Source organism: Allobosea sp. P4_C6 (assembly GCF_056402015.1).
Genome location: NZ_JBFUIF010000034.1, coordinates 1 through 13061, shown reverse-complemented (window position 1 = coordinate 13061; position 13061 = coordinate 1). Strand labels below are relative to the sequence as shown.

15 protein-coding genes, 1 tRNA gene and 1 pseudogene are annotated in these 13061 nt (G+C 64.4%); 10 read left to right on the top strand and 7 right to left on the bottom strand.

Annotated elements, in window-relative coordinates; genetic code table 11:
* Positions 1-81 precede the first annotated feature (81 nt).
* From AC1DVA_RS20590 to denD (AC1DVA_RS20565), 6 genes are all read left to right on the top strand, one after another.
* On the top strand, positions 82-921 hold the full coding sequence (locus AC1DVA_RS20590; RefSeq protein WP_265050170.1) for an isocitrate lyase/PEP mutase family protein: 840 nt from the start codon (positions 82-84) through the stop codon (positions 919-921).
* On the top strand, positions 918-1244 hold the full coding sequence (locus AC1DVA_RS20585; protein ID WP_476807102.1) for a hypothetical protein: 327 nt from the start codon (positions 918-920) through the stop codon (positions 1242-1244). Before AC1DVA_RS20590 ends, AC1DVA_RS20585 begins: the two co-directional genes overlap by 4 nt.
* The gene (locus tag AC1DVA_RS20580; RefSeq protein WP_265050168.1) at positions 1241-2371 is read left to right on the top strand and encodes a GNAT family N-acetyltransferase; all 1131 of its coding nucleotides are present in this window, start codon (positions 1241-1243) and stop codon (positions 2369-2371) included. Before AC1DVA_RS20585 ends, AC1DVA_RS20580 begins: the two co-directional genes overlap by 4 nt.
* A gap of 15 nt (positions 2372-2386) precedes the next feature.
* Complete coding sequence (locus tag AC1DVA_RS20575; RefSeq protein ID WP_265050167.1) at positions 2387-3133, top strand: SDR family oxidoreductase; 747 nt, start codon at positions 2387-2389, stop codon at positions 3131-3133.
* Positions 3134-3230: 97 nt separating this feature from the next.
* A complete protein-coding gene (gene denD / locus AC1DVA_RS20570; protein ID WP_265050166.1) occupies positions 3231-4217 on the top strand; it encodes a D-erythronate dehydrogenase in 987 nt (328 codons plus the stop codon).
* 38 nt (positions 4218-4255) lie between these two features.
* Positions 4256-5239, top strand: coding sequence for a D-erythronate dehydrogenase (denD, locus tag AC1DVA_RS20565; protein ID WP_476807101.1), 984 nt, complete (start codon positions 4256-4258; stop codon positions 5237-5239).
* A 69-nt stretch (positions 5240-5308) separates the two neighbouring features.
* Here denD (AC1DVA_RS20565) and AC1DVA_RS20560 read toward each other — a convergent pair whose 3' ends face one another.
* The 4 genes from AC1DVA_RS20560 to rplU form a co-directional block, all read right to left on the bottom strand.
* A complete protein-coding gene (locus tag AC1DVA_RS20560) occupies positions 5309-6139 on the bottom strand; it encodes a GGDEF domain-containing protein (RefSeq protein ID WP_476807100.1) in 831 nt (276 codons plus the stop codon).
* Positions 6140-6452: 313 nt separating this feature from the next.
* The gene (locus AC1DVA_RS20555) at positions 6453-7139 is read right to left on the bottom strand and encodes a GNAT family N-acetyltransferase (RefSeq protein ID WP_265050163.1); all 687 of its coding nucleotides are present in this window, start codon (positions 7137-7139) and stop codon (positions 6453-6455) included.
* Positions 7140-7292: 153 nt separating this feature from the next.
* Positions 7293-7559 (bottom strand): 50S ribosomal protein L27, encoded by a 267-nt coding sequence (gene rpmA, locus AC1DVA_RS20550; protein ID WP_199085184.1) that lies wholly within the window; start codon positions 7557-7559, stop codon positions 7293-7295.
* A gap of 99 nt (positions 7560-7658) precedes the next feature.
* The gene (gene rplU, locus AC1DVA_RS20545) at positions 7659-8348 is read right to left on the bottom strand and encodes a 50S ribosomal protein L21 (protein ID WP_265050162.1); all 690 of its coding nucleotides are present in this window, start codon (positions 8346-8348) and stop codon (positions 7659-7661) included.
* 297 nt (positions 8349-8645) lie between these two features.
* Here rplU and AC1DVA_RS20540 point away from each other — a divergent pair.
* Positions 8646-8735: transfer RNA gene (locus AC1DVA_RS20540), tRNA-Ser, on the top strand.
* A gap of 66 nt (positions 8736-8801) precedes the next feature.
* Here the strand turns inward: AC1DVA_RS20540 and AC1DVA_RS20535 are convergent.
* Positions 8802-9026 (bottom strand): helix-turn-helix domain-containing protein, encoded by a 225-nt coding sequence (locus AC1DVA_RS20535; protein WP_476807099.1) that lies wholly within the window; start codon positions 9024-9026, stop codon positions 8802-8804.
* A 1112-nt stretch (positions 9027-10138) separates the two neighbouring features.
* Here AC1DVA_RS20535 and AC1DVA_RS20530 point away from each other — a divergent pair.
* The 3 genes from AC1DVA_RS20530 (at position 10139) to AC1DVA_RS20520 (ending at position 11224) form a co-directional block, all read left to right on the top strand.
* Positions 10139-10486 carry a hypothetical protein gene (locus AC1DVA_RS20530; protein ID WP_476807098.1) on the top strand — a complete coding sequence of 116 codons (348 nt, stop codon included), beginning with the start codon at positions 10139-10141 and terminating at the stop codon, positions 10484-10486.
* Positions 10487-10634: 148 nt separating this feature from the next.
* Positions 10635-10931, top strand: coding sequence for a hypothetical protein (locus AC1DVA_RS20525; RefSeq protein ID WP_476807097.1), 297 nt, complete (start codon positions 10635-10637; stop codon positions 10929-10931).
* Complete coding sequence (locus AC1DVA_RS20520; RefSeq protein WP_476807096.1) at positions 10928-11224, top strand: c-type cytochrome; 297 nt, start codon at positions 10928-10930, stop codon at positions 11222-11224. Before AC1DVA_RS20525 ends, AC1DVA_RS20520 begins: the two co-directional genes overlap by 4 nt.
* A gap of 68 nt (positions 11225-11292) precedes the next feature.
* Here AC1DVA_RS20520 and AC1DVA_RS20515 read toward each other — a convergent pair.
* A pseudogene (locus AC1DVA_RS20515) lies at positions 11293-11448 on the bottom strand (IS630 family transposase); the annotation flags it as partial.
* 262 nt (positions 11449-11710) lie between these two features.
* Positions 11711-12727, bottom strand: a complete 1017-nt coding sequence (locus AC1DVA_RS20510; protein ID WP_476807114.1) for an IS110 family RNA-guided transposase — start codon at positions 12725-12727, stop codon at positions 11711-11713.
* Between the last annotated feature and the right edge of the window lie 334 nt (positions 12728-13061).

The following is a 13061-nucleotide window of genomic DNA, read 5'->3' as shown; positions in this document are numbered from 1 at the left end:
GCGGCTTCGGGGCTGACAAACGACCTGACCCTCGACACTATGGCAGCCGTTCTTTCCGCTCCCATTTGAAACGATTGAAAAATGGCCCGCAGCCCGCAAGTCGAAGCGTTCCGCAAGCTGCATGAGGCCGGCTGCTTCGTGATGCCCAATCCATGGGATCTCGGCTCGGCCCGCTGGCTGCGCGGGCAGGGCTTCAAGGCGCTGGCGACGACGAGCGCGGGCTTCGCCTTCACGCAGGCGCGCGCCGACCAGGACGTGCCGCGCGACATGATGCTCGCGCATATCGCCGACATGGTGAAGGCGGTGCCTGACCTGCCGGTGAACGCCGATTTCGAGAACGGCTATGCCGATACGCCCGATGGTGTCGCGGCCAACGTCAAGCTCTGCATTGCGACCGGCGTCGCCGGCCTCTCGATCGAGGATGCGACCGGGCGCGAGAGCGAGCCGCTTTATGCGTTCGATCTGGCCGTCGACCGCATCAAGGCGGCGCGCAAGGCGATCGACGAGACCGGCTCGGGCGTCGTGCTGACCGCGCGGGCGGAATGCTTCCTGACCGGACATGCCGAGCCGCTGAAGGAAGCGGCGCGCCGGATCGAGGCCTATGCGGCCGCCGGGGCGGATGTGCTCTACGCGCCCGGCCCGAAGACGGCCGACGATATCGCCACCATCGTGTCGGCGGCGGGCGGCAAGCCGGTCAACGCCCTGGTCTATGGCGATTTCGGGTTGAGCGTCGACGAGATCGCGGCAGCGGGCGCGCGGCGCATCTCCATCGGCGGGGCTTTGGCGCGTGCCGCCTGGGCCGCCTTCATCGAGGCGACGCGGTTGATCGCGGAAGAGGGCAGCTTCAAGGGCTTTGCCGGCAACGGCCCGTCCTCGCCGCTCAACCCGTTCTTCCATGAGGATCTCGAGGCGCGTTCATGAGCGGCACGCTCCTGATCGCGCCGGAATGGCTCGGGCAGAGCGGTCTCTGGCAGGTCGACGCCAAGGGCAAGCGCCGGGCGGTCGATGCCGAGGATATCGGGCTTTCCGATGAAATCGGCGACCGGCTCGAAGCCTGGGTCGATGCCTTCGACGCGATCTATGACGAGGACGACGAGGCCGCTTCGGATTTCACCGACGAGGTCGAGCGCCTGGCCTGGGAGGCCGAGGGCCATGCGCTTGCCCATGCCATCGCGGCCGAACTCGGCGCGGGCTGGGAGATCCGGCACGATTTCACGGGCTGGCGGGGGAAAACGAAGTCATGACGTTCGACTGGAAGGCGTCGCCATTCCCGCCCGCGAAGGTGCTGGAAGGCCAGTATTGCCGGCTCGAGCCGCTCGACGTCGATCGCCATCTCGACGACATCTGGGCGGGGAATGCCGGCCAGACCCATGTCTGGGACTGGCTTCCGGCTGCACCGCCGCAAAGCAAGGGCGAATACCGCGCCCTGCTCGATTCCATGGTGGCCAAGGCAGGCATCGTCCCGCTCGCGGTGATCGACAAGGCTGACGGCAAGGCCAAGGGCCATCTCTGGATCATGGAGATCAGGCCCGAGCACGGGGTCTTCGAGGTCGGTTGGATCACCTATGCACCGGCGCTGCAGCGCACGCGGGCGGCGACCGAGGCGATCTATCTCGTCGGCGATTACGGCTTCTCGCTCGGCTATCGCCGCTACGAGTGGAAGTGCAACAATCTCAACGAACCCTCCAAGCGCGCGGCCCTGCGCTTCGGCTTCCAGTATGAAGGGTTGTTCCGCCAGCACATGGTGGTCAAGGGCGCCAACCGCGACACTGCCTGGTTCTCGATCCTCGACGGCGAGTGGCCGGTGCGCGCGCAGGCCTTCCGCCGCTGGCTGGCTCCGGAGAATTTCGACGCGCAGGGCGTCCAGAAGCTCTCGCTAGGCGCTTTCAACCAGATTCAGGGCGAAGCCGGCAAGGTGACGCTGCGTCGGGCGGGGTTTGCCGACATCCCGGCGATCCTCTCGCTCAAGAACGCTGCCTATACGCCGAACGAGAGCATCATCGGCGTGCCCTCGCTGCCGCGCATCGCGGACTACACGCAGGTCGTCGCCGAGCACGAGGTCTGGCTGGTCGATGGCGAAAGCGGTCTCGAAGCCGCGCTGGTGCTCGATATCGAGCCGCAGGATTTCACGATCTGGAGCGTCGCGGTCGCGCCGGAGGCGGGCGGCCGCAAGCTGGGCGCCAGCTTGATGTCCTTCGCGGACGAGCGGGCGCGGGCGCTCGGCTACGGATCCGTCCATCTCTACACCCATGCGAAATTGACCGAACGTATCGGCTGGTACGAGCGCCTCGGCTTCGCCATCACGCATCATGAGGACATGGCCGACCGGCGGCTGACCCATATGCGCAAGACCTTTGCAAAAGCCGGCTAATAAAAGGAATCGAGCATGGCAGGACGTTTGAAGGGCAAGGTCGCGGTCGTCACCGCCGCAGGGCAGGGGATCGGCCGGGCCATCGCCGAGGCCTTCGTGGCTGAGGGAGCCACCGTCTGGGCGACCGACAAGGATGTCGCGCTGCTGGAAGGCATTCCTAAGGCGAAGAAGCGCAAACTCGACGTGCTCTCGAGCAAGGCGGTCAATGCCTTCGCCGAGAAGGTCGGGCCGATCGACATCCTCGTGAACGCCGCCGGCTTCGTCCATCACGGCACGGTGCTGACGACCGACGACAAGGCCTGGGACTTCTCCTTCGACCTCAACGTCAAGTCGATGCACCGCACGATCCAGGCCTTCGTGCCGGGGATGCTGGAGAAGAGCTCGGGCTCGATCATCAACATCGCCTCGGGCGCAGGCTCGGTGCGCGGCCTGCCGAACCGCTACGCCTATGGAGCGACCAAGGCGGCGGTGATCGGCCTGACCAAGGCCGTCGCGGCCGACTACATCAAGAAGGGCGTTCGCTCCAACGCGATCTGCCCGGGCACGATCCAGTCCCCGTCGCTCGACCAGCGCATCAAGGACCTCGCCGCCTCGACCGGCACGACCGAAGCCGCGGCTCGCCAGGCCTTCGTCGACCGCCAGCCGATGGGCCGGCTCGGCACTGCCGAGGAGATCGCCTGGCTTGCGGTTTATCTCGCCGCCGACGAGTCGAGCTACACCACCGGCCAGATCCATCTGGCGGATGGCGGCTTCGCGCTCTGAGCGCAGACGCGGATGGCGAGCGGCCCTGCTGCTCGCCGTTCTTCCGAAAGGTCGCGAACCAAGAAGCGGCCCGGCACAAAACGGATAGGGAGAGCCCATGCATGTCCTGATCACGGGCGCGGCCGGCATGGTCGGCAGCAGGCTGGCGGAGCGTCTGGCGCGCGAAGGGCGCTGCGCCGGCAAGGCGATCAGCACGCTGACCCTGACCGATGTCGTGGCGGCTTCGCTGCCGGCCGAGCTTGCGGACCGGGCGACGATCCGCGTCGAGGATGCGACCGATGCGGCCGTCGCCAGGGAACTCGCCGCGCTGCGGCCGGACCTGATCTTCCACCTTGCCGCGATCATCTCGGGCGAGGCCGAGCGCGATTTCGACAAGGGCTACCGCATCAATCTCGACGGCATGCGCCACCTGCTGGAAGCGATCCGGCATGAGGGCGGCGCGGCTTACGTGCCCAAGCTCATCTTCACCAGCTCGAGTGGGATCTTCGGCGCGCCGTTCCCACCCGCGATCTCCGACGAGTTCCATGTCACGCCGCTGACCAGCTACGGCACGCAGAAGGCGATCGGCGAGTTGCTGCTGGCCGACTACTCCAGGCGCGGGCTGATTGACGGCGTCGGCATCCGCTTTCCTTCGATCGTGGTCCGGCCGGGCAAGCCCAATGCCTCGGCCGGCGGTTTCTTCTCCGGCATCATCCGCGAGCCGCTGCAAGGGCAGGAGGCGTTGCTGCCGGTCGGCGACGAGGTGCTCTTCACCCACGCCAGCCCGCGCTCGGCCGTCGGCTTCCTGATCCATGCCGCCGGGCTGTCGCGCGAGGCGCTGGGCCCGCGCGTCAACCTGACGATGCCGGGCGTCTGTGTCACCGTCGGCGAACAGATCGAGGCGTTGCGCCGGATCGCCGGCGACAAGGCGGTGAAGCTGATCAAGCGCGCTCCCGACGAGGCCTCCGCGGCCATCGTCGCCGGCTGGCCGACCCGCTTCGACGCGAAGCGCGCGTTGGCGCTCGGCTTCAAGGCCGAACGTGATTTCGACGAGATCATCCGCGTCCATATCGAGGACGATCTCGGCGGCCATCTTCCGCACTGACAGAAGCCAAATTTCAGCAAACCTTCAGGACAGAACCGATGCATATCCTCGTTCTCGGCGGCGCCGGCATGGTCGGGCGCAAATTCATCGAGCGCCTGGCTGGCGATGGCGGCCTCGGCGGCAAGCCGGTGACGCGCGTGACGGCGCAGGACGTGGTGGTCGCAGCGGCGCCGCCGGCCGCACCCTTCGATTTCGAGGCTGTCGTGTCCGACCTTTCGATCGAGGGCGAGGCGGAGAAGCTGATCGCGACCCGCCCCGAGTTGATCGTCCATCTCGCGGCGATAGTCTCGGGCGAGGCCGAGGCCGATTTCGACAAGGGCTACCGGATCAATCTCGACGGCACGCGTTATCTCTTCGATGCGATCCGCAAGACCGGCGACGGGTACAAGCCGCGCCTGATCTTCACCTCCTCGATCGCGGTCTTCGGCGCCCCCTTCCACGACAAGATCGAGGACGAGTTCTTCACCACCCCGCTGACGAGCTACGGCACGCAGAAGGCGATCGGCGAGTTGCTGCTCAGCGACTACACGCGGCGCGGCTTCTTCGACGGCGTCGGCATTCGCCTGCCGACGATCTGCGTGCGGCCCGGCAAGCCGAACAAGGCGGCGTCGGGCTTCTTCTCCAACATCATCCGTGAGCCGCTGAACGGCGAGGAGGCGGTGCTGCCGGTCTCGGACCAGGTTCGCCATTGGCATGCCTCGCCACGCTCGGCCGTCGGCTTCCTGATCCACGCCGCGACGATGGACACGGCCGCGATCGGCCCCCGCCGAGCGCTGACCATGCCGGGCTATTCCTGCACCGTCGCCGAGCAGATCGAGGCGCTGCGCAAGGTCGCGGGCGAAAATGTCGTCGCCCGGATCAAGCGGGTACAGGATCCGGTGATCGACGGAATCGTCGCCGGCTGGCCGCGCAACTTCAACCCGCAGCGGGCGCCGGCGCTCGGCTTCAAGGCGGAGTCGAGCTTCGAGGAAATCATCCGCGTCCATATCGACGACGAGTTGCACGGCACCTTCGTCAAGTAGTGCCGGAAACAGAGCGGCGGCCATGGGGCTTCCGCCCCCGGCCGCCGCGTTCTCGTCGGGTTATGAGCTTCAGGGCTCGGCCTGGTTGGCCGCTCCGGTCTGCACCACTGCGCGGCGCGCTTCCAGGGCCTGGACCTGGTTTCGCCCGGCGCCCTTGGCCTGGTAGAGATACTGGTCGGCCGTGCGCAGCATGTCCTTGAACTGTTCGCGCACCACATCCGCTTCGTGAACGCCGAAGCTCGCGGTGACCCGCCGGCCCTGCAGGGCGTCGATCTGCAGCGAGGCAATGCCTTCGCGCAGCCTTTCCGCGATCGGAAGGGCCTCCTTGAGGCTGGTGGCCGGCAGGAATGCGCAGAACTCCTCACCGCCGAGGCGTGCGACCAGATCATAGGGCCGGAGGACGCGTTTCGAGGTCTCGGCCACGGCGAGCAAAACCTCATCGCCGACATCATGGCCGAAATCGTCGTTGATGCGCTTGAAGTGATCGAGATCGAACACGATGACCGACAGGGGGCGCTGTTCGCGGCGGGCCCGTGCGATCTCGACGCTCACGGCTTCCGCGAGCCAGCGGCGGTTTCCGAGGCCGGTGAGCATGTCGGAGAAAGCCTGTCGCTTCAGGCGGGTCATCTTGTCTTCGAGGGCGTTGATCAGCGCCCGGACCTCGTCGGTCAGCCGCCCGACATCGTCGTCGCGCGCCTTGATCAGACGCGGGATCCGGCCCTCGAGCCGATAGGAACGCAGATTGCGGGCGATCTCGCCGACAGGCAGCAGAAGATGGCGCATCACAACGAAGGCAAAGGCGGTGCCGGCCAGCGTTGCCAGCAGGGTTATAGCCAGAATGGCCCGCGCGCTGACGTTCGCGCCGGACGCGACATAGGCAACGATAGAAATGATCGGCACATGCGTGGCAACAAAGCAGCCGGCAAAAGCCTGGGCCAGCAGAGACGACCTGAGATATGCTCTAATATTTGAAATCTTACTTTTCACAGACACACTCCGCTCGTTCAGAGTGCGTCAGGGCTAGCAGGCGCGGCTCTCATGGACGGTAAGCGATTTGCCTCGATTTTTAACGAGTCGCCAGCCTCCGCGCGTCAACCAACCAACTCTATCCTGCACCAAAAAGAAGGGGCGGCACTTGGGGAAGCCGCCCCTTCGATTGGATTCTGCATCATGATTCGCCGTCCGAGACCCAGCTGGCTCCGACGGGACCGAGTCAGGCAGGGCAGGGCTCGCCCTGCGACTGCTGGGCACGGATCGACGACTCCGTTTCCGGCAGCGCGGGCTCGGCATCGTCTAGCTCATGCTGCGGCGTCCAGCCGCTGGCGCTCCAGCTCTTCAGCGCCGCCCAGGTCGAGCGGTCGAGCCGGAACTGCTCGCAAGGGAACAGCCCGCCGCGGGCCGGCAGCGACTTCAGGAAGGAGCCCTCCGCCCGGAAGCCGGACTTCTCCAGCACCCGCCGCGAGGCCGGGTTGATGACGCGGGTATCGGCGTCGATCGCCGGCACGTCGACGAGCGAGAACATCGTGTCGATCAGCCCCTGCACGGCCTCGGTGGCATAGCCCTTGTTCCAGTGCTGGGTGCCGAGCCAGTAGCCGATGAAGGGCACGCCCGAAGCCTGCCTGTGGGCGCCGATCATGCCGATCAGCTCGTTCGGCTTCGAACGCGGCGTGATCGCCAGCACGAGGTGCTCGCCAAGCGCGTTGCCCTTGCGCATGGCAAAGACGAAGGGCTCGACCGCGTCCGGCGGATAGGGGTGGGGAATGGAAGCCGTCATCTCCGCCACAGCCTTCTCGCCGGCCTGGCGAAGGATGGCGGCGGCATCGGCCATGCGCGGCCAGCGCAGCCAGAGACGCCGGGTTTCGAGCCGGAAGACATCGTCGCGGGTCAGTTCGGGGAACATCGGTCTCTCCGTCGGCGCAAACGAAAAAGGGAGCTGGGATTTTGGTCCCATCTCCCTTTTCCTTGACCTTCGGGAAACCCGCTGAGGGTTTAGACCCTTGATCCGATCCGGTTCGATGGAACCGGCGGATCGAGGAAATTCCCTATCCGCCGTTTATTCTGCGGCCTCTTGGGCCGGGACTACGTTCACGAAAGCTCGGCCGAGTTTCGTCGTGAATCGGACGCGGCCATTCGTCGTCGCAAAGAGGGTATGGTCTTTGCCCATGCCAACGTTGGCGCCGGCATGCCACTTGGTGCCGCGCTGACGAATAATGATGTTGCCGGAAACGACCGCCTGGTCGCCGAACTTCTTCACGCCGAGGCGCTTGCTTTCAGAATCACGGCCGTTACGCGACGAGCCGCCTGCCTTTTTGTGAGCCATAACGCCCTACCTCAAAACTTGTGCTGTCTCTCTAACCCGAATCGGCGGCGAAAGCCAGCCGGTTCGGGCGCGACGATCAATCTGCGCTGACGTGTACCGTCAGTAGTCCTCGCCCGAGGCGAGTTCTTCCTGGTCCGCCTTGGCCCGCGGGGGCTTGCCGGCGAGCAGCTCCTTGGCCTGCTCGACCCACTCCTCGCGGGTGGCGCGGCCACGCAGCTTCAGCTCCTCGTCCCACTTGGCGACGTCGGCCTCGGTCCAGGCGGCGATGTCGTTCCAGGAGGTGATGCCGGCGGCGCGCAGCTTCTTCTCGATGGTCGGGCCGACGCCCGAGATCAGCGAGAGGTTCGAAGCGTCGAGCGCCTCGCCCTTGGCCGCGGACTTGTCGGCCTTCGGCGCAGCCTTGCCCTTGGTGGCGGGCGAAGCGGCCTTCAGCGCGACGGCGGAAGCATCGCCCTTCTTCATCTCCGGCTTCTTGCCGCCGGTGAGGATGTCGGTGATGCGGATGATGGTCAGCTCGGCGCGGAAACCGCGCTTGCGCTTGGAGTTCTGGCGGCGGCGCTTCTTGAAGGCGATGACCTTCTCGCCGCGGGCCTGTTCGACGATCTCGGCCGCGACCGTGATCTCGGAGAGGGCCTTGGTGTCGAGCGTGGTCTTCTCACCTTCGGTGAGCATCAGCACGGAGCCGAAGGCGACGGTGTCGCCCGGGTTGCCCTCGATCTTGGCAACGGTGATCTTGTCGTTGGCGGCGACGCGGAACTGCTTCCCGCCGGTCTTGATGACTGCGAACATTTTGTCCTCCATGTTCGGCCCCGCCCTGTCATGGCCTCCGGTCCGGAAGCGCACGCGGGACGGCTTTTTGGCAGTCGATTGCGTGGTCAGGTTTGCTCTTGCCGGCTTGCGACGCATCGCGCAGGCCAAAAGAGATCAGGCGCGGGTTTCCCCACGCCGGACGGTGCTCGATAGTCGCGCTCGCCCGGAACGTCAAGCGAAAGCGGAAGGGATAAGGTGGATTTCTGCCGCGGCGAAGGCTTGCCCCCCGGCCTTGGCTTGTGTAGTAACCACCCCGCTTCGACCGAAGGCGACCGCGGACAGGTGGCAGAGTGGTTGAATGCACCGCACTCGAAATGCGGCATACCTGCAAGGGTATCGGGGGTTCAAATCCCTCCCTGTCCGCCACTCCCGCCATCTAACCTATTGAAAACGCAGCCTATATTTTTCAGCGGCCGGTCGTTACCCCACCATTTACCCCACCGGGTGAAAGTCCTGGCCTTGCCTACCCCCACCATCGACCTGCCCATGATGACGAGGGCGGGCCGAGAGCTTGCGATAGCCCATGGCCCGAAGTTCCCGGCTCAGGGTCTGCTTGGCAACGGTGACCTTGAACACCTCGTACAGCCACTGACAGAGATTGATGATCCGCCACCGCACGACGCCGTGGATCGCCGGCGTCGGCCCGCTCTCGATCATCGCAGCCAGGGCCGCCGATTATACGACGTTGAGCCGGGCGACTGTTCAGGCGCCTTGCGGTCTATAAAGCCATCTGGCCCGAGCGCGTTGAACTTCATGACCCAGTCGGCGCACGATCTGCAGCGTCACGCCGCCGATCCGGGCCTCATCCGTCCGCGTCGCCCCATCATAGATCGCCGCCAAAGCCAAAAGGCGGCGCGCCTGCGACCCGTCCCTCGACCGCTTGGCCGCGGCCCTCGTCATCTGTGCATCGAAATCAGTCCGTAGCGGAATAGCCATGGCGAGCCTCCCTCGTTCGCCATGTTGAATCAGGCCGATGCTGAGTTGAAAAGCCGGCCCGAGTCACAATCTCCGGGACTCGGTATTAAAGGCGTCTCTGGCGACATCAGAGACGCCGTCCTTAACCAGCGGTACGCAAGGGGGCGAAGCCTTTGGCGCCGGCAAGAGTTACCGCCGCAGTCCGCGTAGTCCGCCCCTGGGCCGGGCCAGGCTCCCGCCGCCTTTGGTTCCCAACTGCTCCCGCCGCGAGAGCGTCAGCCTCATGGAGCCGGAAGCGGATCTGCCCTTCACCAATTACGCGATGGTATCCTTGCGGGCCACGGACTTGGTACTGTCGCTCATCTTCTGCCGAGGCGGGTAGWGCGCGCACAACCTCATAGATACTGGTACCGCCTCGATCGCCGTAGCCGTAGAACAGCATCACCTTTTCGCCGGGATGGAAAATTTGCGCCATCGGTTTTGCTTTCACGCGAAGGGAAAGTCCAAGCTGGCTGCTATTGGTTATCAAACGATTAACCGGTTTGGACGGATTTGCCTCCAGGCTTTTTCTAAAGCAGCGCCTTCGTGACTGGCTGGACCGTCCTCGGATTATCATCGCCCTTGTCAGTCTTGTTGATCTGCGTCGAAACGGTCCACTCCCGAAGGTGGGGTGGCTTCTTACGGAGTATGTCCTTGCCGGCCGCTCCACTCATCCATGCTTCGAACGGTACTCGGCTGCCGTGCCTAACCTGCGACCGGCACTCCAAGCCTCTTTTGCTTGCTTGTTTTCCCCGAAATGCCGGTGTGAGATGTGCGAGAGCGTTTAAGCTCGCTATTCGGGGAACGAAACAACGATGAAATTTAAGCCCGTTATCTCTGTCCGCCTGTTCGGCGTCGGTCTATTCGGTTGCTTCGCGACTGCTCCCGCGGTCGCCCAATCTCCCAAGCCGCCGGCTCAAGTCAAGGTGACGAACGCGCGTATCGCGCCACTGGCTTCGCTGGAAATCACGACCTCGGGCGAGCAGCCGCGCCTGATCGCCAAGCTCGCCAAGCCGCTCGGGCCCGGCAAGAGCATTGCCCTCAAGCTGAACAAGCCCACGGGCTGCAGCTACTCTGTCCTTGCCAAGTTCAGCGACGAGGTCGAGAGCGATAGTGACCTCATCGATCTGTGCAGCGAGAAGTCAATCCGACTGACGGATTGAACCAGCAACCATAACGGATTGGGAAAGTCACGCCGACGCAACTTGATGGGACAGTTTGTTTCTCAGCTGCGAGCTTGGCCAACCGTCGCATCGTTCAAGATGGCGTCGCTGCCCTCTAATCGGCGTCGCACAGGCTCGAGGAAGTGACATGGCGCGCAAGCTGCAAATCCAGCCCTCCAAAACCAAGGCTGCACATATCGACGGGGCTCAGTTCCGGTACGGGCTGAGAGAGGTTGATCTGAGCCCGGAGCGGTTCGCTGGGCTGTTCTGCAACGGTCGGACCGGCCGCGTCCACGAATGGCTGAATGATGAGTTGCCGGTGCCGCCTTGGGTGCCGGCGCTGCTTGCGGCGATGATGACGCCGGAGGCCAAGGCGCGCGCGATTGCGACGGCCGAGCATCTCATCGCGGCCGGTTCGGCGGATGGAACAAGCGGGGAGAGATGAGGGTGATGCTTCGACTGACCTTGGCGATGGCGTTGATCGCCGCTCCGGCACTCGCCGAACCGAGGCACTCCACCGTGGAGCAATGCGCSGCTTGTCATGGCGAAGATGGYATCGCCCGAGATACCGAAGTGCCTCATCTGGCCGGGCAGAATGAACGCTACCTCTTCAACCAGATGATSGCGTTTCGGTYGGGRAAGCGTCMGCACAAGGAGATGCGCTATATGGCGCGTGCGATGACGACAGCGGAAATCGCTGCGCTCTCTGCCTATTATGCGGCGCTCCCGACGCGATAGGCCGGACTTTCTGAGATTTGTGAAAGGGGGGCTTTACGCGCCCGTAGCCTCACTAGAGCGTTTCCGGTTTAATCTGGATCATACCCGGCGGCTTTGAAGAAGTTTGCGCATTCGGCTGGTGTGAAGAGGTCGATGACAGATCCGACGGCGTCCCAGAGCGCTGGGATGGTCCTTTCGGCTCTGGCGCGCAGGAGCCACTTGAGCTTGGAAAAGGCGTTCTCGATTGATGGTGTCGTCTAATCGCGGTCGTCTAATCGCGGTCGAAAGCGCAAGCTCTCTCTGCGGTGATCGTCTGCCGGGTGCAGGGTCGTCTTCGCGGTCGGCATAGGCCGCCGCATGATGGAGCTTCGCGGGAGGAGCCTTCAAATGTGGATGCCGCACTCTGCTGAGACAGCGGGTGCACCCCATCAAACGGAATGGCTCTGCCCACGTCCCGGCCGGGACGTATCAGCGCGCTCGGCAAGCGAACGCTATCGGCTATTCAGATCAGGCCACTGCTCCGGCGGTGCGGTCGAACATCTCGCCGGATTTCAGCATCGCGTGCATCATGACCGCAAGCTTGCGGGCTACGGCGACAGCAGCGCGTTTGAAGCCGACGCGCTCCCTAAGAGCGAGTCCCCAAGTCCGCAACCCGCTTTCGGCTGAGCTGCGGGTGAGGATGACCGTTGCCGCTTCATAGAGCAGGCTGCGCACATGGCGATCCCCGCGCCGCGATATATGACCGTCATAGTCGACCTGCCCCGACTGATAGCGTCGGGTTGTGAGACCGAGCCAGGCGCCGACTGAGCGAGACTTCTTGAAGTTGCTCGGATCCTCAATGGCGGTTGTGAAGGAGCTCGCCGTCACCGTCCCGACGCCTGGGATGGACATGAGAAGCTGGCACGCCTCGCTTTTGCGTGCGTCGGCGATCAGTTGCCGCCCGAGCTCGGCCGCACGCTGGCGCATGCTGCGCCAAGCCTCCAGGACCGGCAGCACGATTGCGGCGAGGCTTTTCTGATCGACCAGCAGCTCACGAACATGCTCTTCGAACTTTCCTCCCTTGCCAGCGGGGACGACCAATCCGAAGGTCTTCATTAGGCCTCGGATTTGGTTGGAAAGCTCGGTCGTGATCCTGACCAGCCTGGTTCGCGCTGAGACCAACGTGCGGGTCAACATGCTRTCGAACCCTTTCACGSGTACCTCACRATAAAAGCCSMCTTCCGSCAGATGRGCCAAGCCRTCCGCAKCRTTCGCGTCGGTCTTGTTTGCGGCCATGTCGAGCGCAGCCTTGGCATGGCGAGCATCGATGCAGATGGCTGGCACGCCCTCGGCGCGCAACGCGTGATAGAACCACACGGATAGGGGGCCGGTCTCGAAGACCACCCGCTTGGCTGAGGGCGCATGCTTGCGCAGCAAGTTGGCTATGACAGCGGGGTCGGACGCGCACTTGCCGCGCCAGATGCGCTTGCCTTCCCGTCGAATCGAAACGGCCGTCTCTTTCCCGCGCCCGGCGCGCCCAGACAATCGCCGTCGCGATGCCGATCCCGAACCGATCGGCCGCATGGCGGGCAGGCAGCCCCGCCTCGTTCGCTGCAATCACTCGCTCACGTAAATCCTGTCTGTAAGCTCGCGCCATCACGGCCTCCCGCGTCAGACGAGGACGGAATCGCACTGTTCGCGGCCCTTGGGAATCCCAGAGGAATCGGAAAACGATGAACCTGCTCTAGGTGTTTGGTCCCTAGAGATTGTCTGATGGGCCGTTCCTCGGCGAGCGCCCCGCGTCAGATCGAAGTTTTCACATTCCGCAGGATGTCCTGACCAGGAGCGTGAACGGATCGATCTGGAATGCCTCTTCAAG

Bases quoted from the DNA above. Each gene is read 5' to 3' on its own strand.
- denD (WP_476807101.1), top strand. From the start codon at position 4,256: ATGCATATCCTCGTTCTCGGCGGCGCCGGCATGGTCGGGCGCAAATTC.
- AC1DVA_RS20580 (WP_265050168.1), top strand. From the start codon at position 1,241: ATGACGTTCGACTGGAAGGCGTCGCCATTCCCGCCCGCGAAGGTGCTG.
- rpmA (WP_199085184.1), bottom strand. From the start codon at position 7,559: ATGGCTCACAAAAAGGCAGGCGGCTCGTCGCGTAACGGCCGTGATTCT.
- AC1DVA_RS20590 (WP_265050170.1), top strand. From the start codon at position 82: ATGGCCCGCAGCCCGCAAGTCGAAGCGTTCCGCAAGCTGCATGAGGCC.
- AC1DVA_RS20575 (WP_265050167.1), top strand. From the start codon at position 2,387: ATGGCAGGACGTTTGAAGGGCAAGGTCGCGGTCGTCACCGCCGCAGGG.
- AC1DVA_RS20555 (WP_265050163.1), bottom strand. From the start codon at position 7,139: ATGTTCCCCGAACTGACCCGCGACGATGTCTTCCGGCTCGAAACCCGG.
- AC1DVA_RS20585 (WP_476807102.1), top strand. From the start codon at position 918: ATGAGCGGCACGCTCCTGATCGCGCCGGAATGGCTCGGGCAGAGCGGT.
- AC1DVA_RS20535 (WP_476807099.1), bottom strand. From the start codon at position 9,026: ATGATCGAGAGCGGGCCGACGCCGGCGATCCACGGCGTCGTGCGGTGG.
- AC1DVA_RS20530 (WP_476807098.1), top strand. From the start codon at position 10,139: ATGAAATTTAAGCCCGTTATCTCTGTCCGCCTGTTCGGCGTCGGTCTA.
- rplU (WP_265050162.1), bottom strand. From the start codon at position 8,348: ATGTTCGCAGTCATCAAGACCGGCGGGAAGCAGTTCCGCGTCGCCGCC.
- denD (WP_265050166.1), top strand. From the start codon at position 3,231: ATGCATGTCCTGATCACGGGCGCGGCCGGCATGGTCGGCAGCAGGCTG.
- AC1DVA_RS20525 (WP_476807097.1), top strand. From the start codon at position 10,635: ATGGCGCGCAAGCTGCAAATCCAGCCCTCCAAAACCAAGGCTGCACAT.